The sequence below is a fragment of the Anaerocolumna aminovalerica genome, from assembly GCF_900115365.1.
Taxonomy (GTDB): Bacteria; Bacillota; Clostridia; order Lachnospirales; family Lachnospiraceae; genus Anaerocolumna; species Anaerocolumna aminovalerica.
Genome location: NZ_FOWD01000023.1, coordinates 47061 through 73270, shown reverse-complemented (window position 1 = coordinate 73270; position 26210 = coordinate 47061). Strand labels below are relative to the sequence as shown.

Below are 26210 nucleotides of genomic sequence, written 5' to 3'. Positions count from 1 at the left end.
TAATTCCATTAGAAAACGCTAAATCCTGATAGGAGACTTCACTTGATAAATATAACTCTACCATATGAAGTTTAAATTCAAAAGAATATTTTACTTTTTTTCGTGAACGTCTAAGTCCATCATCTCCAAATTCATTATAGTTTGAAATCCAATTTCTTACCATTTTACCTTGTGGAATTCCATATTTCTTAGCCAAACCGTTTGAACTATCCTTTCCTTCAAGATATTCCGTGACTATTTTTTTCTTAAATTCAAATGAATATTTAGCCATAAAAATACCGACCTCTCAATCGCTAGATTTTTGGTCTAACTTTTGGGGGTCGGTACACTTAAGCAGAGGGTCTTTATTCATTAGTCATTATTAATATATGCATATCTGGCATGATCCTGCCACTGTCCATTTACTTTAATGCTGGAGACAGCCAAGCCTTCATAGGAAAAACCAAGTTTTTCAATTAAATGTATAGAAGGAAGGTTAGAAGGCATAATATTTGCCTCAACTCTGTGTATATGGTATTCCTGGAACAGAATGTCCATTCCTGCCTGAATGCTTTCAAAGGCATATCCCTTTCCGGTATGGTTATGGTCAAATTTATAACCTATCTGACAGGAAGAATAAGGTCCCCGCAGGATGTTATAGAAATTAACGGTTCCAATTATAGTATGTAAGTCATCCTGATGAAAAACCCAGAAGCGTAATGCTTTTGATTGGAGTATTAAGTTATGTTCTATGGATAAAGTAACACGCTGATAGGATAGGGTATAAAAGTTGGGATCTCTTTCCGGTTCCCGTGGTTCAAAGAAAGCCTTGTTATTCTCATAAAATGTCAATACTTTATCTGCCTCGGAGTTAGGTAAGATACTCAATACAAGACGGTTGGTATAGTGGGTCATCTGCATTATGTCCTCTTCCTTGCTTAAAAAGCAATACTAATATCATAAATCCATTATTATCAATATATGATGGTTTTATTCCTATGTTGACATTAAATTATGAACTCCGTTTTATTGTACTATGATTCAATTCCCCGGATGCCTGCTTCAATTACGTAAGGTTTTACAACATTAGCAAAAGAAATAAGTTCTTCTTTTGAGTACCCGGATAATCCGGGTGACAGAATATCATCGGAGTCTCTATAGGCTTGGAGGTAGTAAGCTTTCGCTCCCTCAATCCATTTGCCAATAGAAATAAAATCCTCAGCAGTATGATGCTCTTTAACAACGGTGGTACGGAATTCATAATCTATGGCGGAAGATAGCAGAAAAGAAATACTTTCGGACACTTTGGAGATGTCAAAGTTAGGAATACCTATAGATAAACCATATTTCTCTTTAGAGTTTTTAATGTCCATGGCAACATAATCAATGGAACCTTTTGCAATCAGATCTTTTAAAATCTTTGGGTTTTGTCCGTTAGTATCCAGTTTAACTTTTAACCCCATATTTTTAATTTCATCAATGAACTGTGGTAAACCGGAGTATAAAGTAGGCTCGCCTCCTGTAATACAGACACCTTCCAATACACCTTTTCGTTTATTTAAGGTTTTAAAAACTTCCTCTTCCGATATAGTTGGCTGTCCGGCAGGATTTAATACCAGGGAAGAATTATGACAGAAAGGACACCGAAAATTACAACCACCTAAGAAAATGGTAGAAGCAAGATGTCCGGGATAGTCTAAGAGAGTCGTTTTATTAAAACCGTGTATTTCCATAACAACCTCGATTCTGGCACGTTAGCACCTTCTTAATAACATGTTTTTTTCAAAGTAAATCAAAAAATAGATGTGAATAACACGTTGCCACATCTTTTCCTTCATGATAAGATAACTATATCAGAAGGTGTACATTTCGTCCATAGTACATTACCACTCATTTTATAAGAAAAGGAATAGAACATCCGGTATGAATATTAAATATATGAAAGAAGCAATAAAAGAGGCAAAGAAAGCTGCCAAAATCGGTGAGGTTCCCATTGGCTGTGTTATTGTTTATGAGGATAAAATTATAGCCAGAGGATACAATAAACGTAATACCAAGAAAACCACATTGGCACATGCAGAACTTTTGGCTATCCAGAAAGCAAGTAAGAAACTAGGGGATTGGAGGCTGGAAGACTGTACTATGTATGTAACGCTGGAACCCTGCCAGATGTGTGCTGGTGCCATTATACAGGCAAGAATGAAAGAAGTGGTGGTTGGTGCCATGAATCCAAAAGCCGGATGTGCCGGTTCAGTTTTAAATATTCTTCAAATGCAGGAGTTTAATCATCAGGCTGAACTTATTACCGGAGTGATGGAAGAAGAGTGCAAGATGGTATTACAGGATTTCTTTAAAGAATTAAGAATAAAAAACAAGTTGGAAAAGGAAGAAAATTTGAAGATAAGTGAGAATTTGGAAGAGAAAATCTAATCCATTTTCCTTGACTTTTTACAGAAAAGGAAGTATACTGTTTGGTGCAAGTCTCTAAAAATAATAAGTTTAAATTGTAGAGACTGATTAAAATAAGTCAAAAAGTTTCCGTGCAGCCGGGGAGATAGCGGTGCCCTGTACCTGCAATCCGCTACAGCAGGGGTGATGCTTTGCCTAGGGTGATTTATTGTGGGGCTGCCCTTTATAAGTGATGTTGACGTTTGGGTCTTACGCAACAAGAATTCGTGAACCGTGTCAGGTCAGGAATGAAGCAGCACTAAGCGAAAGCTCTTGTGTGCCGTAAGGCAGCCTGGACCGAGTTAACTGTAGAGGTAACGCTCATGAAAGACATTCGAAGCAAAGCGCACGGATTTTAAAATATAATATATTTTATAAACTTCCTCGTTATATTCTATGAACTTGGAGGTTCTTTTTTGTCTAAAAGTGTTGTTTTTTCTGTAATTATTCCCGTTTTAGTACTATTTTACCATGAAATATTACATAAGTTAGCAATTTTCCACTTCCAGTCCGTCGAAATATGGTCTATAATATTGGATATGAGTAGAATGTATAGTTACAGGACTTTTACTCTGCTAAAAAATACTGAGGTGACTATATGGGGATAAAGTTAATTTATAATGCAGTGAATCAAGTTGAAAAAGGAACAACTATTTATAATGAAAACAGCCAAGTTGACAGTGTATGTATTATAATTAAAGGAAGAGTGCTTGTATTACGTGACGGCGTTAAGATAGTTTTAGGCTCAGGAAATTTCATTGGAGTAAATGATGTCTACGCAGGAACCTATTTAAATACTTACATAGCATATGATGACGTAACCTTCTATTGTTTTCCGGTACAGGAAGCAGAGGATTTGTCAAAAATATTTGCAGCGAATAAAGATTATAAGGGTGTAATGGTTGCATCTTTAATTAAAAATTTGTACGAGACAGATAAAGTTTATCTAAGCCTAAGTGCTAATATAGAGCAGCTGTATGTGTTTATAAAACGATATTATGCATTGTATCTAAATGCAGCAGGAAGATACGGTAATTCGGCAAAGGCCATAAATTCTATTGAAAATATAGTACCCTATGATACTTCATTTGAACCGGATGAGAAGAAGATGCAGTATTACAGGGAATGTGCAAAGATTTCCATGGAAGTCTGGAAAAATTTCTGCGGAGTTGGAGAAACCATATCCCAATATATTTTAGAGGAAGTATCCGGACTTATGGGTCAGCTTTCCGGAGAATGCATGGAAATGGCTTCTTATCTGGAAGAGTTATTCACATCACTATCCAACGACAACGGAGAATGTTTGTTCAACGCTGTTGCTAAACTTGCTATTATCGTTCAAAATGCAGGAGGAAACGGTAAAGAATTAATAAATATATTGGACAATATTATTGACCAGATAAATAGTATAGAGACATTATTTGAAGAAAAGACAAACCGTAGTTTAAAGGTTGACCGTAAGAAGATGGAGGAAATCTACTATATCTTATTATCAACAAGCAGCTCCCGGGCCGACGAAGGGCAAGGAGATTCCGGTTACCCGAAACAGGAGGCGGAAAAGGCTGAAACGGTAGAGAGAGAACTGGCTAATTCCCTAAAGCAAATTATGGACTATGTGGACTTTGATAAGGACAGAGGAGCTAATTTTGAAAAAGCAATTACGGATTATATGAATGTGAAAGATAAGCATTCCATGGATGATAACGTAAGAATCTTAAGGAAGATTGTTATGACCAGCTTTTATGACTTATACGAAAAAGCATTCTTTAAAGCTTACAAGGACGAAAAAGTTCCAAGGGTAATTGACTTATTCTTAAAATATGGATTCTTGGACGAGCGTATGCTCAGTAAGGATCAACTGGTAGAACTATATTATTTGGAGGATGAAAGCAAAAACTTTTCCGGTCCATGTTCGGTTTATAATATAAAAGAATGGCTTATTAAAGTATATGAAGGTGAGAAAGAACCTTCAAAAAATGATTTTGATTTAGATTACCGGGATGTTTTAAGGGATAGAAGGAAAAGAGGAGAAATCAAAGAGGCTGAAGAAAAAGAACTGTTAGTGAACAATACTCAAAAGGTAATTCACGAAATTCATAACATGTTCCGGTATAATCACCGTGTTGTAAATGGACAAATCAGTTCTTTTGTTCCCTTCTTAAACGGTGAGAACATGCTGCAAGACCTGAATAAATTATTTTTAACTGCAGAACGGGTTAATGAGGCAGTAAAAGAGATAATGGAAATTGATTATTCCATATTCCATAGAGAAGTATTGTATGTAAACGAAGAAAAGGGAATTCAGAAGGAATATGTTATGAAACAGGTATTCCCTGATATTATATTAATGCCTACCCAAGGACATAATGCTGTTATGTGGCAGGACATTACAGGAAAGCGAAAGAGCAGGGAAGGAAGATTCCTATTGCCTATATTCACAGAATTAGTATTAAAGGATATGCTTATTAAGGTATTTGGAAGATTTCGCTGGGAATTATGCAGAACTATACAGGGTACTGCATGGAATAATATAAAGTATAAATCCTTAACTTCAGAATATAGCGATTATATCCAATTCTATCGTAAAAACCGTGATTTATCTGAGGAAGCAAAAGAAAAGATAAAATTGCAGATTCAAAAGGGCAGAAATAACTTAAGAGAAATTTTTGTTATTGATTATGAAGCATGGATAAAAGGTGAAGCAGCCGGTGGTTTAAGATTAAACAAAATAGCCAGAGAATTGCTTGCTACCTACTGTCCGTTTAATCTTAACATAAGAAAGAGATTACAGGGACAACCACTATTTATTGATGCCATGGCAAGATTTGAAAGAAATAAAATAAAGAAAGTAAGGGAATTGGAATTAAGGTATCGGGCTTTGGAGAAGGATAATATTGAAATCACTGAGGAACTAAAGGAAACCCTAATTTTCTTCCGGGATTTATAAAAAAACATATCCCATTTACTTACAGATGGGATATGTAGAAGAAATAAGTTTTGAATACCAGGATGGGATTTTTCAACCCTTTTATTTATGGCAGTATCACACTTAATTCTAATGTAATATGTGAATGGAATAAAAATGGAAAAATTTCTACAATTTTTTCAAAAATATATTGACAAAAATAATCGAATTTTATATAATTCAGTTATAAGAACAAGAAATAATGAATTATCTGAAAACTATGAGTTTTGATTCATGGAGGGAGGAGAGTCCAATGGGAATTGAAGAGATAGAATACCAAACCCATCATTTCATGATAACAGCTATTCCTGCTGGAGAAACCTCTATATAAACTGATTTCCAGGGTATAACTGCTGACATATTCGGAGCAGGTTGGATCAATCAATTTTTGTTATCATGATTGAGTGCAGTGTTACACAATGTATCATGTATACCAAGGAAAACTATAACATAGATTTACCAATGAAAAATCCATATAAATACAAATGATACACAGAAAACAGAAGAAATTAAAAAGTACAGAAGAATTAAAAAACACAAAAGAAATTAAAAGCACAAAAGAAATTAAAACACAGAAGAAATTAAAAACGCAGAAGAAAAATTGAAAAATTAAAGCACAAAAGATAAAATACATAGGAATCTTTAAAAAGACATATCAAGTACCTGTATAAGGTAAAAACATTTTAGAATACTTTGAAGAAATCGAAGTACGAAAAATAACATGATTGGTAGCATTTATTGCGAACAGAAAAGGTATACATAATTAAGGTATTGGTGTTTCGCGAATACGGGTTAAACAGGATTTATTTGAAGAATGCGCCGATGATTACAATTGAATGAATTTTAAAATAAAAATGCTTGCTGTATTTATTATAGCAAGCATTTTCTATTATGTATTAACCATTATATTGTTCAAGTATTCGTGTTAAAATATTATATTATGCAGGTATGACAGGGTAAAATATTATATTTGTACATTATAACATTGGAAGAAATCATGGGTATATGTTTTGTACGAATATGAGATTTATACTTGTGCAAATTGTATATGGATGATAATATTAAAGCAAGAAATCAGTTAGGAGGTTTTATTTTGCTTCAGTTGGTGGATATAAAAAAATATTATAAAAACAAGAAGGCTGTTGATGGAATTTCATTTGAAGTAAATGAAGGAGAAATCTTTGGGTTAATTGGTGCCAACGGAGCAGGTAAGTCCACTACGATTGCTATGGTAGCAACTATGCTAAAGCCGGATAGCGGAGATATTCTGTTTGAGGGTGCAAGCATTATAAAAAAGCCAAGTGTTATTCGCAGACATTTGGGTTATGTGCCCCAAGAAATATCTCTATACTCAGCGCTTACAGGAATGGATAATTTATTGTTTTGGGGAAACGCCTATCATGTTCCAAAAGAGAAGCTATCCGAAAGAATAAAAGAAGTCTGTGATATGATTGGCTTTGATGAAAATATATTAAAACAAAAAGTAAGTACTTATTCCGGGGGAATGAAACACAGGTTAAATATTGGAACTGCTTTATTGCATCATCCTAAGTTAGTGGTATTGGACGAGCCTACCGCAGGAATTGATATTGTAGCAAGAAACCAGATACTGAATTCTGTTTTAAAATTAAAAGAAACAGGAACCACGGTTTTATACTGTGGACATTATATGGAAGAAGTGGAAAAAATATGTGACAGAATCTGCATGCTTCATAATGGTAAAATAATAGATATCCGTACTAAAGAAGAATTGTTAAACAACCCGGAGAAGAACTTAGAAACTATATACCTGGAAGCAATAGGACAGGCATAGAAACTAGAGAAGATACAGTTTTATTAAGAAACCAATGTAGACAATATGTTACAATAAACTTGTAAACAGATGGATATATATGGGGGAGTCCATATGATAAGATATGAAAATAAAATAAAAATGCAGGAAATTAGAAGACTGGTTGAAGAGCATCAGTATATAAAGGCAGTACATATGGTGGAGACTCTGGAATTAACCAAAATAAAATCCCTTACGGATTTAAGCGTAATAGCTGATGTATTGATTCAGAATGATCGCTTTGATGACGCATTACATGTTCTTTCTAAAGTATATGCAAAATCCAAAACCAGACGAATATTATACCAATTAGTGGATTTATCAATAAAAAGTAAAGATGTAGAGGAAGCGGAGAAATATTTATTACAGTATATGAAGGTAGCTCCTCAGGATTCCTATAGGTTTATTTTCCGCTATAGTATTGATAAGCTTAAGAATGAACCTTTTGAGGTTTTAATTGAGTCGTTAGAAGAATTAAAGGAATATGAGTATGTAGAGAGATGGGCCTATGAATTGGCCAAGTTATATCATAAAGCCGGTAAAAAAGACAAATGCGTCAGGGAATGCAGTGACATTATCCTATGGTTTGGCGATGGAATATATGTAGAGAAGGCTAAGCTTCTAAAAGGATATTATGTTGGAGAAATTGACCCCATCAGAATGCTGAAAGCAACAGAGAAGAAAGAGGCAGAGAAAAGACTGGGCCTTGATAAAACAAAAGACTATAGTTCCATGAAAAGTGAAATCGATAAATTTATAGCTGCAGAAGAAGACACTGCTCTGCAAAGTGAGAATAAAGTCTTTGAAAGAGAAGACTCTGATGAAGTAGAAAAATCAGAGGGGTTGAGAGTTGAACATAAGGGAACGGAGCCTTATATAGCAGAAGAAAAATATGAATTAGTAGAAGAACCAGGAAAAGACCCTGAAATAACAGAAAAAGATGAATCAGCCCAAGAAGAGCCGGAAATAACAGAAAAAGATGAATCAGCTCTGGAAGAGCCTGAAATATTAAAAGAAAAGCTAGGAATCGTAAAAGAAGGAGTTGAAATATCAGGTGAATTGCCTGAATTGGAAGAAGTTTATCCAATGGAAGAGACTAAGGAAGAAGAAATTGATTCTGACATAGCAGAAAAGACAGGAATATCTTCAGATACAAATGCAGAAGATTTTACTTTGGATAATGATAAACAAGCCTTTGAGGACGAAAAGTTAAACCAGATATTCAGCCGGACAAATTTAGATTACCATAAGCTTTTTGGTTATTTTATTCAAAACCGTTATTCCAGAAGTGAGATTGTAGACTTCCTGGATACTATATTATTAGATAATGCAAAACAGAACCATTTAACAATATGCGGAAATAAAAAGTCAGGAAAAACAGCTTTAGCAAAAGCGATAGCTAAGGCTTTATACGGTTTGGGCCGGATTAATTCCTCCAGAATAGCAAAGATATCAGCTTCCAGAATAAATCATATGAATCTGGAGGATAATTTTAATAAGCTTATGGACTGTACTTTGCTTATTGAAGAAGCCGGTTTCTTAAGCAACAACGGAATAAAGCAGTTACTTTATCTTCTGAGGCGTTTGGAAGGACAAATATTTGTCATTTTAGAAGATACAACCGATGGAATAAATAAATTATTGGATTCCAATGAGCATATGAAAAACAGATTTGAATATGGGATAACAATTCCTTGTTTTACAGCAGAGGACTTATTTTATTATGCAAATCATTATATTATGGAAAAGGATTATAAACTGTCAAATAAAGCAGAAGTTTTATTAAGAAATATAATTCAGGAGATACTGAATTCTGAAAATGCAGATGAAAGCTTAGAAATAATCATGATGGTAGTTAAAGAAGCAAAAGTTCAGGCAGATAAGAGAAACAAAGAGGAATTGCTAAGAATCATCGGTTCTCAAAGGCTTAGTGAAACGGATTTTTTATATATAAATATAGAAGACTTTGAAGGTATATATAGGGAGAAGTAGGTAACCGTTAATTTATACTGACAAGTTGCGATTATTATTAAAAAGCGCTAAAGCGCTGGAATAGAGGTTAAAATGAACTCAGAGATTTTTGTAATTGGCCATACTAATCCGGATACGGATTCAATATGTTCGGCAATTGCTTATGCAGAGTTAAAGAAAAAAATTACTGGCGGTAACTATAAAGCCAAAAGAGCAGGGCAAATTAATTCAGAAACAAAATTTGTTTTAGAAAGATTCGGTGTTCCGGCACCCAGTTATCAACCGGATGTCCGCACGCAGGTTAAAGATGTTGAGATACGAAAATCACCCGGAGTAGATGGAAATATATCATTAAAAACAGCATGGAGTACCATGAGACAAAACAGTGATGTAACGTTACCTATTGTAGATGATCAGAATCATCTGGTAGGTTTAATTACAGTAGGTGATATTGCAAAATCCTATATGGATGTTTATGATAATAAAGTTTTATTTACTGCTAAAACGCCAATTAAAAATATTATTGATACCTTGGACGGGGAGTTAGTTGTTGGTGATGAGAATGATTATTTGTCCGAAGGAAAAGTTCTGGTATCTGCCGCTAATCCTGACTTAATGGAAGATTATATTGAAGAAGGAGACCTTGTCATATTAGGTAACCGATATGAATCTCAATTAAGTTCCATAGAAATGAAAGCAGGCTGTATTATTGTATGTGATGGAGCTGCTGTATCAAAATCAATCACAATAATGGCACAGAACAATCAATGTATTATTATAAAATCACCCTATGATACCTTCACCGTATCAAGATTAATCAATCAAAGTATGCCAATCAGCTTCTTTATGAGTACCAAGGATTTAATTACTTTTACCAGTGAAGATTATATTGAGGATATTCAGGTAGTTATGGCAAAGAAGCGCCATCGTCATTTTCCTATTATTGATAAAAATGGCTGCTATTTTGGTATGATATCCCGAAGAAACTTATTAGGAGCCAGGAAGAAGAAAGTTATATTAATGGATCATAATGAAAAATCTCAGGCAGTTGATGGCATCGAAGAGGCAGAGATTCTAGAAATTATAGATCATCACAGATTGGGCAGTTTAGAGACCATAAGTCCCGTATTCTTCCGTAATCAGCCCCTGGGATGTACCTCAACCATCGTGTATCTTATGTATAAGGAAAATAATGTGGAGGTAGAACCTCAGATTGCAGGCCTGTTATGCTCCGCTATACTTTCAGATACATTAGTATATCGTTCACCGACTTGTACGGAAGTTGACCGGACAGCAGCGGAGGAATTAGCTAAAATAGCAAATATTAATGTGGAAAAATATGCAAAAGAAATGTTTGATGCAGGAAGCAATTTAAGCTCCAAATCACCGGAAGAAATATTCTATCAGGATTTTAAAAAATTTACTGCGGGAGATATTACCTTTGGTGTGGGGCAAATCAACTCCATGAGTAAAGAAGAATTGGAAAAAATAAAAGATAAGCTAATTCCATATATGGAAAAAGCGCATGGTGATCACGGAGTTGCAATGCTATTCTTCATGTTAACGAATATATTAGAAAGTTCAACAGAATTATTATGCCGTGGACATGGAGCACGGGAGCTGGCAATCAATGCTTATAGATTGGATAGAAATACAGAAAATATTTATTTGCCGGGAGTGGTATCCAGGAAAAAGCAAGTAATACCAGCCTTAATGTTTACATTACAACACGACAGTTAATAAAGACATACCCTAAAAAGGGTATAACCCAAACTAGGGTGTAACCCGCAGGGCATACCCTAGTTGGAGCATATACCTCAAGATGAGAAGGAAAAGGTTTTTCCCAAGCTACAACCGGAATTGAATTTGAACCTGATTTTTTAAATATTGTCCCTTTTGAGATCTTACATCTGTGGTAACAGTTAATATATAAGATTCATTCTGAGAATAAGGTTCTAAAGGTTCAATTTCAATATATTGATTAATAGAATCATAACGAATATTGGTTTTTAAAGGTGTTTTATTCAAAGATGTAACGTAAAGATTACGATTATTAACGGTTGCAGGATTCAATGGTGCTGAAAATTTTACTCTCCATACAAAGTCACCAGTAGGAAACTTTAATGTTTGTCTAACTTTATCTTGTGCTTCATCAGAAACAGATTCAATCTTAATATAATTGCTATACATAGAAATCACCTCAGTTATTTTGTCCATTTAATATGTGTATGCATAATTATACTATATTTTGTCGAAATAGGGTAGTTCAAATTGTTATAAAATTAAAATAGTAATTGAGAAATGGTATACAATATTTTTATTAAGATATAAAATGCTGTTACAAAACTGGAAACCTTTGTTTTTTGTAACAGCATTTAAATGTGAAAACAGATTATTTTGTATTAAAATGCTTAAAACATTAAATAGATTGAAAGGTTTATATACATGGAAAAAGAATTTTGGAAGGCAGGTAATATGTTATATCCAATACCTGCAGTTATGGTAACTTGTCAAAGAGAGGGGGAAAGGCCCAATATAATTACCATTGGATGGACAGGAACCGTATGTACCAACCCTGCTATGGTATATATATCAGTAAGACCGGAAAGATATTCTTATGATATGATAAAAGAATCTGGAGAATTTATTATTAATTTAACTACAAAAGCATTAGTGAAAGCAGCGGATTATTGCGGTGTTAAATCAGGAAGAAATACAGATAAATTTAAGGATATGAAATTGACTCCCGTAACAGGGAAATTTGTTAAAGTACCTATGATTGAAGAATCCCCTGTGAATATTGAATGCAAAGTGAAACAAATTCTTCCCCTTGGATCCCATCATATGTTTGTGGGGGAAGTATTAGGTGTTCATATTAATCCCCAGTACTTAAATAAAACGGGTAAATTTGAGCTAAATAAAGCAGAACCTGTAGTATATTCTCATGGAGAATATTACGGACTGGATGAAATGATGGGTCCTTTTGGGTACAGTGTTAAAAAAAGGAAGCAAAAATAAGTAAAATAAGTAAAAAAATACTTGGCTTAATAATGAAAAGATGCTATAATCAGTTGTCTATAAGTAAAAAAGGTATTACCGTTAATAAAATTGGGACTTCTATAAAGCATCTGCGTAATTACAATAGAAAAACAGGAAACGGTGTATATGTAATGGATATGAAGAATATAATTTTAATCGGTATGCCGGGTGCCGGTAAAAGTACTATAGGTGTCATATTAGCCAAGGTACTGGGATTTCATTTTATAGATACCGATATAGTAATTCAGGAGCAGGAAAAATGTTTACTGAAAGATATTATTGAAAGCAAAGGGTTAGAAGGTTTTTTAAAAATAGAAAATCAAGTAAATTGTGATATTATAACCGAAGGCTCCGTAATAGCAACAGGCGGCAGCGTGATATACGGTTCACAAGCCATGGATCATTTAAGGGAAATTGGCACTGTAATTTATATAAAATTATCTTATGAAACGTTAAAAAAACGTCTTGGGAATATAAGACAAAGAGGTGTGGTACTGAAAAAGGGACAGAACTTAAAATCCTTATATGAAGAACGGTGTCCATTATACGAAAAATATGCCCATATTATAGTAGATAGTGAAGGGCTTGGAACGGAAGAACTAATGGAGAAAATTGTTTGTGTTCTTGATGAATTACCTGATAAAAAGTAACGGATACTAACGGTAGTTTATAAAAACTGTTTTACATCCATAAGTTTTATGGTATAATCAAGGCGATGTAGTAAAATAATACAATTTAGGTGTGTGTATTATGTGCAATTTGAATATTTTTTATTAAAAATCAGAGGTGTGCAATGGAGCAATATATTATAAAAGGTGGTAAAGCATTGCAGGGTGAGGTTTCAATTGGTGGAGCAAAGAATGCTGCACTTGGAATATTAGCTGCAGCTATTATGACTGATGAGACAGTAACAATTGAGAATCTTCCGGATATTCGTGACATTCATGTTTTGTTAGAAGCTATTGAAGAAATTGGAGCTGCTGTAGAACGAGTAGATAAGCATACTGTAAAAATTAACGGTAAAAACATTAAATCAATCAATATAGATTATGAATTTATTAGAAAAATACGAGCTTCCTATTATCTGTTAGGAGCATTACTGGGTAAATACAATAGAGCGCAGGTTGCATTACCGGGAGGGTGTAATATAGGCAGCCGTCCTATTGATCAACACATTAAAGGTTTCGAAGCATTAGGAGCATCCGTTAAAATTGAACACGGTATGATTCAGGCAGAAGCAAAAGAACTTAAGGGAAGTCATATATATTTAGACGTAGCCAGTGTAGGTGCAACTATTAATATAATGCTTGCAGCCTGTCGTGCTAATGGACAAACTATTATTGAAAATGCTGCGAAAGAACCCCATATTGTTGATGTTGCCAACTTCCTGAATAGTATGGGAGCCAATATTAAGGGAGCCGGAACCGATGTGATTCGTATTAAAGGTGTATCAAAATTATCAGGAAGTGAATATAACATCATTCCTGATCAAATTGAGGCAGGAACCTTTATGCTTGCGGCAGCAGCAACGAAGGGCAATGTATTAATCAAAAATGTAATACCAAAACACTTAGAAGCGATCACTGCTAAATTAGTGGAAATTGGTGTAACAGTAGAAGAATTTGATGATGCAGTCCGTGTAATTGCAACGGAAAAGTTGGGTCATACTCATATAAAAACTCTTCCTTACCCGGGATTTCCCACAGATATGCAGCCTCAGATCACAGCAGTATTAGCTGCTTCAGAAGGTACCAGTATTGTGACAGAAACCATCTATGAAAATCGTTTTAAATATGTAGACGAATTATCAAGAATGGGTGCAAATATTAAGGTAGAGGGTAATACCGCTATTATCGTAGGGGTTGAAAGTATTACGGGAGCTATTGTAAGTGCTCCTGACTTAAGAGCCGGAGCAGCTTTGGTTATAGCTGGTTTAGTGGCAGAAGGATTTACAATAGTAGAGCAGGTTGAGTATATAGAAAGAGGATATGAAGACTTTGAACGTAAGATGCAAGGTTTAGGTGCATCTATGGCGAAGATAGATATCGAAGACGAAAAGGCTGTTCAAAAGTTTAAATTAAGAGTAAGTTAATTAAAATGTATAAATAAGGCGTAGAATCTTAAATACTTTAAGACTCTACGCCTTAAACCATACTTTTAGCAAATTATAAAACAGCCACTATATGTAAATGATTTTCCTTTGATAAGTCTATAAAAGTATCACCTGTTTTAATAACTGGTTTTGATAGAGTCTGTTTATTTATTAAAATAATTTCACCTTCAACATTATTATTAAGACGAACATGATTTCCAACATAGGAATTTATAATTCCTTCCAAAAAGGTCATAATATAATGAGGATCGAACTTTTGCAGGCCTACGGATTCAAAATTGCGGATTGCATCAAATGGACTTAAAGCCGGTCTGTATACCCTTTCAGAAGTCATGGCATCGTAAACATCAGCGATGGCTACAATTTTTGCAAAAGAGTCGATTTGTTCACCCAGGAGTTTTCTTGGGTAGCCACTTCCATCACATCGTTCCTGATGCATCAAGGCTGTATTTTTTACCCTTTGATCTAAATCTTCATACTTTAATATTTCGTAGCCTAAGCTTGGATGGGTTTTTAGTATTTTAAATTCTGCATCGGTTAAAGGTTCTTCTTTGTATAAAATTTCATGTGGAAGTTTTAGCTTACCAATGTCGTGCAATAAGCCGCATAAGGTTAACACTTCTATATCATTTTGTGATAGTTTCAGCCAATGTCCAAATACATTACAGATTAAAGCTACATTTAAGGAATGAACATAAGTTATATCATCAGATCCACGCATGCAATGAAGCATGTCAAACAAATGGATGCCGTTCCGTGTTTCGGACAAAGTCTTTGAAACATCAGCTAAAAGGCCGGTATGATCAATGGGATTATCTTTATCTACAATATTGCTTAACTGATTTTTGAAATCATCAACGGAGCTTAAAAATTCTTTATTGAATTGTTTGAATTCGGGACTGTTTTTAATTTTTTCTGAATGAATCATTACTGTCTTGATAGGCTCAGGATTTTCAGGAATCAATACAGTTAAATTATAAATAGAATAATCCTTAAGACGTGTAAGAATTCTGTCACTTATTACAGTACCTCTCGGTATTACTAATTGGTTATTACGTGTATACACATCTTCTGCAACAGTCATACCCGGCAGAACATTCTGAATTGATATACGTTTATTCATACCTATTTACACCCATTCTATGCCACATTCTTTGAAAGAATGATTTTTGTGGCAACCCTTCCGTATTTTTATTTTCTTTCAACCCCAATTTTCTACGTAAAAATACACTTATATTTTGTATTCTTATGGTATATTATAGAAAGAATGCTAAGATATGTCAATCGAGCTAAAAATTTATTTCTCATTCATCTATAATACCTTACCAAATTTTATACTTGACAAATATGAAAAGATAGGATATGCTCAATTATACAATAAATATATAATTATATTTCTCTTATTCAGAGTGACGGAGAGTAAAGGCTCTATGAAGTCACGGCAACCCCCTTTAGCGGAAGGTGCCAACCTGAGCGAGTAATCGAACAATAAGAGGATTTGATTAACTTGATGTCAAGTCCGTCTTACGGACTTTTTTTATTGCTGTAAAGCACTGACAATATAAGAAGCAAAGAGTTACTGATAATACGATAGGTTGAAAAAATATTTTTCACCGCATTTTGTATGAACAAAGTGTTATCGTCATAAAAGGGCGCTTAAGCGCCAGAATCGAGGTTATTATGAATAAATTATTATTTACTTCAGAATCCGTAACAGAAGGGCATCCTGACAAAATTTGTGATCAAATATCTGACGCAGTGTTAGATGCTTTATTAGAACAAGATCCAATGAGCAGGGTAGCTTGTGAAACCGCTATTACTACAGGCTTGGTTTTAGTTATGGGGGAAATTACTACGAATGGCTATGTAGACATTCAAAAGACTGTCAGAGATACTATTAGAGAAATCGGTTATGACCGTTCCCAATACGGCTTTGATGCTAATACATGTGGCGTTATCGTTGCATTGGACGAGCAGTCACCGGATATTGCCATGGGTGTCAATAAGGCACTGGAAGCAAAAGAGAATTTAATGACGGAAGATGAAATAGAAGCCATTGGTGCGGGGGATCAGGGTATGATGTTTGGATATGCATCCAATGAAACGGAGGAGTATATGCCTTATCCTATTCATCTGGCTCATAAGTTAACAAAACAACTGACCAAGGTAAGAAAGAATGGTACTCTGCCATATCTTCGTCCGGATGGAAAATCCCAGGTAACAGTAGAATATAATGAGGAAGGAAAACCAATTCATTTAAATGCAGTTGTTTTATCTTCTCAGCATGATCCAGAGGTAACTAAAGAACAACTTCACAGTGATATTAAAAAGTATGTATTTGATGAAGTGTTACCGAAAGATTTGATTGACGAAAATACCAAATTCTTTATTAATCCTACCGGAAGATTCGTAATTGGAGGACCAAACGGAGACAGCGGTTTGACCGGCCGTAAAATTATTGTAGATACTTACGGCGGATATGCCCGTCACGGCGGCGGTGCCTTTTCTGGTAAGGATTGTACAAAGGTAGACCGTTCTGCTTCCTATGCAGCCCGTTATGTTGCTAAGAATATAGTAGCAGCAGGTTTGGCGGATAAATGTGAAATTCAATTGTCTTATGCAATTGGTGTAGCCAGCCCTACTTCCATCATGATTGATACCTTTAATACCGGTAAAAAAGACAATGAAGAATTAATTAAAATTATCAGAGAAAATTTTGATCTTCGCCCGGCAGGAATTATCAAGATGTTGGATTTAAGAAGACCTATTTATAAACAAACGGCAGCTTATGGACACTTTGGACGGAATGAATTAGATTTGCCATGGGAAAAGTTAGATAAAGTCGAGACTTTGAAAAAATATTTATAAAATGAAATTATTAAGTTTTGCCATGGCAAGATAAAATTTATTATGCAGGCTAGTAACAATGGAGTAAACGAGAAAACAGGATACTGTTAATTAAATAAAATTAGTGATATAAATGTCATTCTGAGGAATCATTCAGCGATGCTGATTGTGGTTAAGAATCTTTAAAACAAGGTTTTAGGATTCCTAACCTGCCCGGAATGGCATTTTTTCATAAAATCTTTATATTAGTCACATTTAGTTTATATGTAATTACTCGGTGGATATGATATAATACAAACGGAGTGAAAGATTTGCAAGCTTGCTTGTAAAATAACGATTGAAGTGCCAAGATCATAAACACGCTTTAAATTCATGATATAATAAAGTTATCCGATTATTATGGCAGGAAAGAGTTACAGGAATAGAAAGAGGTTTCATATGAAATTAAGAGGAAGATTATTAACGGCATTTTTAATCATTGCAGCATTGCCTATGATTTTATTGCTGATAACCGGCGGTACTCTTGTCCGGTACCAAACCAATTCTATAGAAGAAAATTATGATATAAAGTCTGACACAATTCAGGTTGTTACAAATCCTTTAAGAATTTTAAACCGTATTACAAGAAGTGTGTATAATGAAATTATTATAACCGAGATGAACGAACCTGAGAAATTTGAAGACAAAGAATATATAGAATACCTGAATGAACAGCTGACGGCTAAATATTCTTTTATTGCTGTTCGAAAAGGCAATGATATTATATACAACGGAAATGAGGATAAGTTTGAAAAGATAAGTAGACAACTTCCAGAATTCAGTAATAACAACATAGATATAGATGGGGGATTTTATATAGACGGCGAATATCCCTTTTTATTAAAACAACAGGATTTTCATTTTACAGACGGAACGAAGGGAAGCATATTTATTATAACGGATGTAACCACATTGATTCCTCTTATAAAGTCCTTTATTTATCAAATTATATGTTCTGCAATTTTGATTATGTTAATTACTTCCTCCGTACTTATTATATGGATATACCGAAGTATCTTACGGCCTATAAACATTCTTCATGCCGCCACCAATGCAATGAAAGAAGGAAATTTGGATTATTCTATTGAAGGAGATCCGGAGGATGAAATCGGAAGGCTGTGTGAGGATTTTGAAGAAATGAGAATTCGTTTAAAAGAGTTGATTGATGTCCGTTTAAAATATGAGGAAGATACCAAAGAGTTAATCAGTAATATATCCCATGATTTAAAAACGCCTATAACAGCTATAAAAGGATATGCAGAAGGTATTATGGACGGAGTAGCGGATACGGATGAAAAGCGGGAAAAATACTTGAGAACCATTTATACCAAGGCAAATGACATGTCTATTCTGGTTGATGAGTTATCCTTTTATTCTAAAATTGACTGCAATACCATGCCATATAATTTTACATTTATAAATCTTCATGATTACTTTACTGATTGTATTGAAGAAATAAGTCTGGATTTAGAAGTAAAAAATATAGAAATTACTTATAATAATGAAACAAATAAAGATTTAGTAGTACATGCTGATGCGGAACAATTAAAACGTGTTATCAGTAATATTATAGGTAATTCTGTAAAATATATTGTGAATAGAAAAGGCCTTATACAGATTCGGATTAAAGACGCAGGAGAATTTGTTGAGGTTGCCGTAGAAGATAACGGACAAGGCATACCAGGAAAAGATCTGCCTCATGTATTCGACCGGTTTTACCGTGGGGATGCATCCAGAAATTCATCCAGAGGCGGCACCGGTCTGGGTCTTGCCATAGTGAAGACAATTATTCAGGACCATATGGGCAATGTAAGAGTAGAAAGTGAAGAAGGAAAAGGAACAACCATATATTTCACCTTAAAAAAGTACGAGGAGGAGAAACGTAAAGATGAGTAAAATATTAATTATTGAAGACGAAACATCCATAGCAGAATTGGAAAAGGATTATCTGGAATTAAGCGGATTTGAGGTAGAGATAGAAAGTACCGGCGATAAAGGGGAAGAAAGAGCTTTAAATGAGGAGTTTGATTTAATTATTCTGGATTTAATGCTGCCTAACGTAGACGGTTTTGAAATCTGCAAGAAAATAAGAACTTTAAAAAATATTCCAATCATTATGGTTTCCGCAAAAAAAGATGATATTGATAAAATAAGAGGCCTTGGCTTAGGTGCAGATGACTATATGACTAAACCTTTTAGTCCAAGTGAATTGGTGGCAAGAGTAAAAGCACATCTTGCACGTTATGAGCGATTAATTGGTTCCGGGGTGAAAGAAAATGAAGTGATTGAAATCCGTGGAATTAAAATTGACAAAACAGCAAGAAGAGTTTATGTAAATGGTGTTGAAAAAAATTTTACAACAAAGGAATTCGATCTGCTTACCTTTTTGGCTGAGAATCCAAATCATGTATACACCAAAGAAGAATTGTTCCAGGAGATTTGGGATATGGAATCTCTTGGTGACATTGCTACTGTTACCGTGCATATTAAAAAGATTCGGGAAAAAATTGAATTTAATACTTCAAAACCTCAATATATTGAAACTATTTGGGGGGTTGGTTATCGATTTAAAGTATGATTCGTATATTATACTTTTTATAACCATGTTTAATGAATTAAGAAAACAGGAGTGTAGAAATGGAAACCAGAATAGCTTTAATTGGTATTATTGTAGATAATATGGACGTAGTGGAAGAGCTAAATAAAATTCTTCATGAATATGGGAAATATATAGTGGGAAGAATGGGGATACCTTATAGAGAGAAGAATGTAAGTATCATCAGCATTGTAATAGATGCAGAAAATAATGTAATAAGTTCCCTATCCGGAAAGTTGGGTATGTTAAAGGGTATCAGCGTCAAGACGGTATATTCTAAAAGCGGAAAGTAGATACTTTACGTAAGGAACAGGCGATGATATAATAAAACCTAATAAAGAATTGCAAGCTTCTTGCAATATTAATAAACGAAATAGAGAGATAGGAACAGGTGTTAATATGCATATAACAATTACAGGTAATTTAGGAAGCGGTAAATCAACGGTTTGTAAAATTTTAAGAGATCAGCATGGTTTTGAAATATATTCAACGGGGACTGTACAAAGAGAACTTGCAAGGGAAATGAACATAACAACTCTTGAAATGAACCGGTTAATGTGCAGCGATCCTAAATATGATAATATGATAGACGACGCAACTGCCAGAATATCAAGAGAAAACAGACATAAGAATATTATATTTGATTCACGTTTGGCATGGCATTTTGTAGAACAGTCTTTTAAAGTCTTTTTATCAGTAAGTCTTGATGTGGCAGCTGAGAGAGTTATGAATGACAACAGAGGTAAGGAAGAAAAATATACTTCTTTGGAAGAAGCAAAGAAATTGTTGGCAGCCAGAGCAGAAACCGAAGATAAACGATATAAGGAACTTTATGGTTTAGATTATTTTAATTTCTCCAATTATAATTTAGTTATTGACAGTACTTGTACTACACCGGATAATATAGCCGTTGTTATATTGGAGGAAGCTAAGAAGTTTGATGAGGCTATGAAAAAAAGAGAAGTCTTTGAACCGGGAAATCAGGGAATCAATACTATCTTATTAAGTCCTCAAATCTTATATCCCGGAGAGATTACCAAGGAAGATATAGAACATACAGCGGGTTTGGTGAAGCTTAGACAAGAAAATCCGGAAAAAAGAAAGCAAGAAATTCTTGTTAAAAAAATAAAAAATGAATTAAACATTATAGAAGGCAAAGAGAACGTAATTGCTGCCATTATTGCAAAAGAGCCTTTTGTACCTGTTATTTTAAAATAGTATAGGTTGTAATTTGCTTTTTTGTTAAATAGTTGCATGGGATAAGCTGTCTCACCATTCTTATGAAATCTATGAAGCAATCACCTAACATACAATTTCATAATCTACAAACAATATATACAGAAAGATATTTGTCTTTCTGTATTTTTTCTTTTGTATAAGAAGGGAGGTTTCTATGATTCGCTTAAATAATAAAACCAAACTAATTATTGCAATGGTTTTAACTATTATCGGTGTATACTTTGGATTTCAATATATATTACCTCTCTTTGCTCCTTTTGTAATTGCATATTTTATTGCATGGATTTTATTGCCCGTGGTAAAATTTTTAACTGAAAAATTAAAATTTCCAAGAGTAGTAAGTGCAATCTTATCTTTGGGAGTGCTTGGAAGTCTGGTAGTATGGGCTTTGTGTTATTTGGGTAATATATTTATAAAACAGTTAATAATATTATTGCAAAACATGCCTATCTATTTATCTATATTATCTGGAAAAATTGATTCCTTATGCAATTCATTTGATAATTTTTTTGGTACGAAATTAGGAACGGTTAGAGGAATGTTTGACGATCACTTTGAGACCATGATTGTTGTAGTTCGAAATGATATTATGCCTTCCATTACCACAAAAAGTTTAAACATTGTAATTAGTATTATAGGGATGATAGGTATTATTTTAATTACACTGGTTTCTGCTCTACTATTAATGAAAGATGAAGCCGCTTATAAAAAAAGTTTTAGAAGCAGTGTGCTTTATCAGGACATACATCTTATTACCGGTAAGTTATCGGAAACAGGAGTGGCTTATTTAAGAACACAGGTTATTTTAATGGCTATTATATCTGTTATATGTACGGCAGGCTTGTTGATTATAAAGAATAAATACGCTATGCTGATCGGAATTGGAATTGGATTATTTGATGCATTTCCAATGTTGGGAAGTGGTGCTATATTAATACCTTGGAGCATTATCTCCTTATTTAATCAGGATGTATTTTCAGCGGCAATTTTAATGACTATTTATTTTATTATTATGTTCGTACGTCAATTTGTGGAACCAAAATTGTTAGGAAACCGTATTGGTATAAAGCCTGTTTTTACCTTAATGTCCATGTACGTTGGATTTAAATTATTCGGTTTGTTTGGATTTATTCTGGGACCCTTGGGACTTGTAATTATAATTACTATTGTAAAGGAAACTGAGATAAGGCTGGCTTATCGTGAGGAAACAAATTATTAATGGGTTTTAATCCTTGAGAGGGAGTATAATTAAAACATAGATTTATAAGTACGCTTATTTTACTGGATTATTTTTAATGAATTTACTTTTTTATTTAAGCAGGATTGTTTCTAACAGATTTTGCTTGACAAAAAAGTTTGTGTAGCATAAAATCTTCATTATAATCTGAATAGAAATTCTGTATAATTGTAATAATTAATTTGTATTACAAAGGAATTCCGTGAATACAGCTAATAGCGATGAAAAGGAATAGTATATAGTAGTTGTCAACTCAGAGAGAGAATCAATTGGTGTGAGATTCTTTTGACAGCATTATAGAACCTACCTTGGAGCTCTGTATGAAAATATAGCGTAAAACCGGCGTTAACGGATAGAAAAGAGAACTGTCAGTGAAATGATCTGCAGTTAATTAGGGTGGTACCGCCGAGGTCTTTCGGTCCCTTGTGGATGAAAGGCTTTTTTTGTTGCCTTTCATACATGCATTATGCAAAACCAGAAATGTCAAAAAAGTAATTGAAAATAATACTATTCTTTATGACAGGACTGGAACTAAGAAAGGAGAGAGCGTTATGGCTAAGGAAAAGAAATTAGTAGAAGCAATTACTTCTATGGAAGAAGATTTTGCCCAATGGTATACCGATGTGGTTAAAAAGGCAGAATTGGTTGAATACTCCAGTATAAGAGGATGTATGATTATCCGTCCTAACGGTTATGCAATCTGGGAGAATATTCAAAAGGAATTGGACAGAAGATTTAAAGAAACTGGTGTAGAGAATGTATATATGCCAATGTTTATACCGGAAAGTTTATTGCAAAAAGAAAAAGATCATGTGGAAGGTTTCGCACCGGAAGTAGCATGGGTAACACATGGAGGTTTAGAACCATTACAGGAACGCTTATGTGTAAGACCTACTTCTGAAACTTTATTCTGTGATTTTTATTCAAATATAGTGCAGTCTTATCGTGATCTGCCAAAGCTTTATAATCAATGGTGTTCTGTAGTTCGTTGGGAGAAAACAACAAGACCCTTCCTTCGCTCCATGGAATTCTTATGGCAAGAGGGACACACTGCACACGCTACCGCAGAAGAGGCAGAAGATAGAACCATTCAAATGTTGAATGTATATGCAGATTTTTGTGAACAGGTATTAGCAATTCCTATGATTAAAGGTAAAAAAACGGATAAAGAAAAATTTGCAGGAGCCCATTCTACTTATACAATTGAAGCCTTAATGCATGACGGAAAAGCTTTACAATCCGGAACCAGCCACAACTTTGGTGATGGATTTGCACATGCCTTTGATATCCAATATACGGATAAGGAAAATAAACTTCAATACGTACATCAAACCTCCTGGGGTATGTCAACACGTATTATTGGAGCAGTTATCATGGTTCATGGTGATGACAGCGGATTGGTATTACCACCAAGAATTGCACCTACTCAGGTTATGATAATTCCTATTGCACAGCACAAGGAAGGTGTTCTGGAAAAGGCTGCTGAGCTTAAAGAGAAGTTAGGAAACTTTAGAGTAAAGGTAGACGATACCGATAAGAGTCCTGGCTGGAAATTCAGTGAGCAGGAAATCAGAGGAATTCCTCTTCGTATAGAAATTGGTCCAAAGGATATTGAAGCCAATCAGGCTGTTATTGTACGCCGTGATACAAGGGAGAAGATCATAGCTTCCTTAGATACTATTGAGGTAACAGTGGGTGAGGTTCTTGAAACTATGCAGAAAGAAATGCTAGAGAGAGCAAGAGCACATCGTGATGCCCATACATCTTCTGCAGCTGACTATGAAGAATTCAAATCTTCCATTGAGAACAAACCTGGTTTTGTAAAAGCCATGTGGTGCGGAGACAGAACCTGTGAAGACAAAATTAAAGAAGAAACCGGAGCCACTTCCCGATGTATACCATTTGAACAGGAAGAAGTTGCAGACACTTGTGTATGCTGCGGTAAAAAAGCTAAGTCAATGGTTTACTGGGGCAAGGCTTATTAATATCACAAATACCTGGTACGTTGTATATTTCTCAGGATGCATATAAAGGGAAACCTATATGAAATATCATATGTCTTAGGAATAAGGGAATTTTATACTTATCTTAATAATAAAACTTAAAAAGTCCTCTCAAAAAGCTTGAATTTGGTTTTTTGAGAGGATTTTTAGTGGGGTTTAAAAAGAGATTATATATAGATAAGAAGCTATAGGAATATTAATATTAGTATTATAAACATTTACAATAATATAAACATTTGCAGAAATATAAAAAATATTGTTATAGATTTCATCTTAGGCTATAATATAAATAATGAAAGGTAGGATTCCTATGCAGTAATGGAGGTTTTTCATGAAGATACAGTTGCCACAGAAGGTGGATTACATTATAAATCAATTAATGAAACATGGTTTCGAAGCTTACGCTGTCGGCGGCTGCGTTCGGGATTCGATATTGGGAAAAGAACCCGAGGATTGGGATATTACCACCTCGGCAAAACCGGAAGAAGTAAAGAAAATATTTTACAGAACAATTGATACCGGTATCTTACATGGTACGGTTACGGTTATGTTAGAGAAAGAAGGATATGAAGTAACTACCTATCGGATCGATGGAGAATATGAGGACAACAGGCATCCAAAAGCAGTAGAGTTTACGGCAAACCTGGCGGAAGATTTAAGAAGAAGAGATTTTACCATTAATGCTATGGCTTATAATGGAAAGGGCGGCATGGTAGATATTTTCGGTGGATTAAAGGATATAGAAGATGGAATTATACGGTGTGTAGGAAGTGCAAGAGACCGGTTTGATGAAGATGCCCTAAGAATTTTAAGGGCAATCCGATTCTCTGCCCAATTGGGATTTGAGATAGAAAAAGAGACTTTAGAAGCTATTAAAGAGAAAAAGGAACATTTAAAAAATATAAGTGCAGAAAGAATCCGGGTAGAACTGAATAAATTACTGCTATCCGATCATCCGGAGAAACTATTTATTGCGTATGAAACCGGCATTACGAAAGTAATACTGCCGGAATTTGATATTATGATGGCTACAGGGCAGTATAATCACCATCATATTTACTCAGTAGGAGTCCATACAGTAAAAGGAATTGAAGCAGTAGGGAAAACAAAAGATAAATCTTCTGCTATGGAGCAGTGGAAGGAATTAAGACTCCCAAGGCAGTTTCATGAATTTCAAAGTAAGGACAAACTGATTCTAAAATGGACCCTCCTTCTTCATGATGTTGAAAAACCAAGTTGTAAGTTTAGGGGAAAAGACGGAGAAGATCATTTTTATGGCCATCAGGAAAAGGGAGCTCAAACAGCAAAAAATGTATTAAGAAGGCTAAAATTTGATAATGAAACCTTGGATAAAGTTGTTCGATTGGTACAATGGCATGATTATGATTTCTCTCTTACCCCGGCAGGAATGAGAAAGGCAATAAATAAAATCGGGGAAGATATTATGGAATTGCTTTTTGAAGTAAAGAGAGCGGATGTTCTGGCTCAAAACCCGGATACATGGGAAGACAAGCTTACCAGTATAACGAAAGCGGAGACACTGTTTTATGAAATTCATGAGAAAAAGGAATGCATTAATTTAAAGATGCTTGCAATTAACGGGCAAGACCTGATTAGCCTGGGGCTCCAACCTGGTAAGAAGATTGGAGATATTTTAAATAAACTGTTGGATTGTGTTTTAGAAAAACCGGAATACAATGAGAGAAAGACGCTGATTGATATTGCCCAAAAGTATTTAAAGGATGAATGCTAATTTATAATTAAAACTTTACTAAAAATCCATAAATTCAATGTTTAAACAAGGAATAGAGAGGTTCTATAACTTAGATAAAATATAATATTAATCTTGTATAAATGAGGTAAAAGATCTTCGCAAAAACACATATATAAAAACTTTTGCGAA

General features: G+C 34.4%; 21 protein-coding genes, 1 other RNA gene, 1 riboswitch and 1 other annotated feature. Of the genes, 17 read left to right on the top strand and 5 right to left on the bottom strand.

The genetic code is table 11. The features are described from left to right. The 3 genes from BM183_RS13235 to BM183_RS13225 form a co-directional block, all read right to left on the bottom strand. Positions 1 to 271, bottom strand: a 271-nt coding sequence (locus tag BM183_RS13235) for a helix-turn-helix domain-containing protein (RefSeq protein ID WP_139221526.1), incomplete at its 3' end; no start/stop codon positions are given. Between the two features lie 80 nt (positions 272 to 351). Next, complete coding sequence (locus tag BM183_RS13230) at positions 352 to 900, bottom strand: GNAT family N-acetyltransferase (protein WP_091687352.1); 549 nt, start codon at positions 898 to 900, stop codon at positions 352 to 354. Positions 901 to 1013: 113 nt separating this feature from the next. Further along, complete coding sequence (locus BM183_RS13225) at positions 1014 to 1712, bottom strand: anaerobic ribonucleoside-triphosphate reductase activating protein (RefSeq protein WP_091687351.1); 699 nt, start codon at positions 1710 to 1712, stop codon at positions 1014 to 1016. Positions 1713 to 1902: 190 nt separating this feature from the next. Between BM183_RS13225 and tadA the strand changes: the two genes are divergently transcribed. The 6 genes from tadA (at position 1903) to BM183_RS13190 (ending at position 10934) form a co-directional block, all read left to right on the top strand. After that, positions 1903 to 2409, top strand: a complete 507-nt coding sequence (tadA, locus tag BM183_RS13220; protein ID WP_091687350.1) for a tRNA adenosine(34) deaminase TadA — start codon at positions 1903 to 1905, stop codon at positions 2407 to 2409. A 108-nt stretch (positions 2410 to 2517) separates the two neighbouring features. Next, positions 2518 to 2779, top strand: an RNA gene (gene ffs / locus BM183_RS13215) — signal recognition particle sRNA large type. A 246-nt stretch (positions 2780 to 3025) separates the two neighbouring features. Then, positions 3026 to 5374: a cyclic nucleotide-binding domain-containing protein gene (locus BM183_RS13205; protein ID WP_091687348.1), complete on the top strand. Its 2349-nt coding sequence runs from the start codon at positions 3026 to 3028 to the stop codon at positions 5372 to 5374. Positions 5375 to 6485: 1111 nt separating this feature from the next. Continuing rightward, a complete protein-coding gene (locus BM183_RS13200) occupies positions 6486 to 7205 on the top strand; it encodes an ABC transporter ATP-binding protein (RefSeq protein WP_170848005.1) in 720 nt (239 codons plus the stop codon). 93 nt (positions 7206 to 7298) lie between these two features. Continuing rightward, complete coding sequence (locus BM183_RS13195) at positions 7299 to 9215, top strand: tetratricopeptide repeat protein (protein WP_091687346.1); 1917 nt, start codon at positions 7299 to 7301, stop codon at positions 9213 to 9215. 60 nt (positions 9216 to 9275) lie between these two features. After that, positions 9276 to 10934 carry a putative manganese-dependent inorganic diphosphatase gene (locus BM183_RS13190; RefSeq protein WP_170848006.1) on the top strand — a complete coding sequence of 553 codons (1659 nt, stop codon included), beginning with the start codon at positions 9276 to 9278 and terminating at the stop codon, positions 10932 to 10934. Positions 10935 to 11042: 108 nt separating this feature from the next. Here BM183_RS13190 and BM183_RS13185 read toward each other — a convergent pair whose 3' ends face one another. Continuing rightward, positions 11043 to 11384: an Ig-like domain-containing domain gene (locus tag BM183_RS13185; protein WP_170848004.1), complete on the bottom strand. Its 342-nt coding sequence runs from the start codon at positions 11382 to 11384 to the stop codon at positions 11043 to 11045. Between the two features lie 255 nt (positions 11385 to 11639). Between BM183_RS13185 and BM183_RS13180 the strand changes: the two genes are divergently transcribed. The 3 genes from BM183_RS13180 to BM183_RS13170 all read left to right on the top strand — a co-directional run bounded on the left by BM183_RS13180 (position 11640) and on the right by BM183_RS13170 (position 14325). Next, positions 11640 to 12212, top strand: coding sequence for a flavin reductase family protein (locus tag BM183_RS13180; RefSeq protein WP_091687343.1), 573 nt, complete (start codon positions 11640 to 11642; stop codon positions 12210 to 12212). Between the two features lie 152 nt (positions 12213 to 12364). Further along, complete coding sequence (locus BM183_RS13175; RefSeq protein ID WP_091687358.1) at positions 12365 to 12883, top strand: shikimate kinase; 519 nt, start codon at positions 12365 to 12367, stop codon at positions 12881 to 12883. A gap of 143 nt (positions 12884 to 13026) precedes the next feature. Beyond that, entirely contained in the window at positions 13027 to 14325 is a 1299-nt protein-coding gene (locus BM183_RS13170) for a UDP-N-acetylglucosamine 1-carboxyvinyltransferase (RefSeq protein ID WP_091687342.1), read from the top strand. 73 nt (positions 14326 to 14398) lie between these two features. On the opposite strand, the gene BM183_RS13165 is transcribed toward BM183_RS13170, so the two are convergent. Continuing rightward, positions 14399 to 15469 (bottom strand): HD-GYP domain-containing protein, encoded by a 1071-nt coding sequence (locus BM183_RS13165; protein ID WP_091687341.1) that lies wholly within the window; start codon positions 15467 to 15469, stop codon positions 14399 to 14401. Positions 15470 to 15743: 274 nt separating this feature from the next. Further along, a riboswitch (SAM riboswitch) is annotated at positions 15744 to 15841 on the top strand. A 185-nt stretch (positions 15842 to 16026) separates the two neighbouring features. On the opposite strand from BM183_RS13165, the gene metK reads away from it, so the two are divergent. The 8 genes from metK to BM183_RS13125 all read left to right on the top strand — a co-directional run bounded on the left by metK (position 16027) and on the right by BM183_RS13125 (position 26060). Beyond that, positions 16027 to 17214, top strand: coding sequence for a methionine adenosyltransferase (gene metK, locus BM183_RS13160; protein ID WP_091687340.1), 1188 nt, complete (start codon positions 16027 to 16029; stop codon positions 17212 to 17214). 417 nt (positions 17215 to 17631) lie between these two features. After that, a complete protein-coding gene (locus BM183_RS13155) occupies positions 17632 to 19128 on the top strand; it encodes a sensor histidine kinase (protein ID WP_091687339.1) in 1497 nt (498 codons plus the stop codon). After that, positions 19121 to 19810, top strand: coding sequence for a response regulator transcription factor (locus BM183_RS13150; RefSeq protein WP_091687338.1), 690 nt, complete (start codon positions 19121 to 19123; stop codon positions 19808 to 19810). The genes BM183_RS13155 and BM183_RS13150 overlap by 8 nt, the downstream gene beginning before the upstream one ends. Before the next feature lie 59 nt (positions 19811 to 19869). Further along, complete coding sequence (locus BM183_RS13145; RefSeq protein WP_091687337.1) at positions 19870 to 20121, top strand: TM1266 family iron-only hydrogenase system putative regulator; 252 nt, start codon at positions 19870 to 19872, stop codon at positions 20119 to 20121. A gap of 106 nt (positions 20122 to 20227) precedes the next feature. Further along, complete coding sequence (locus BM183_RS13140; RefSeq protein WP_091687336.1) at positions 20228 to 21046, top strand: cytidylate kinase family protein; 819 nt, start codon at positions 20228 to 20230, stop codon at positions 21044 to 21046. Positions 21047 to 21221: 175 nt separating this feature from the next. Continuing rightward, on the top strand, positions 21222 to 22286 hold the full coding sequence (gene ytvI / locus BM183_RS13135; RefSeq protein ID WP_091687335.1) for a sporulation integral membrane protein YtvI: 1065 nt from the start codon (positions 21222 to 21224) through the stop codon (positions 22284 to 22286). Positions 22287 to 22516: 230 nt separating this feature from the next. Further along, positions 22517 to 22731 (top strand) — a binding site (T-box leader). Between the two features lie 124 nt (positions 22732 to 22855). After that, complete coding sequence (gene proS, locus BM183_RS13130) at positions 22856 to 24289, top strand: proline--tRNA ligase (RefSeq protein WP_091687357.1); 1434 nt, start codon at positions 22856 to 22858, stop codon at positions 24287 to 24289. Between the two features lie 349 nt (positions 24290 to 24638). Beyond that, complete coding sequence (locus BM183_RS13125; protein ID WP_091687334.1) at positions 24639 to 26060, top strand: CCA tRNA nucleotidyltransferase; 1422 nt, start codon at positions 24639 to 24641, stop codon at positions 26058 to 26060. Positions 26061 to 26210 lie beyond the last annotated feature (150 nt).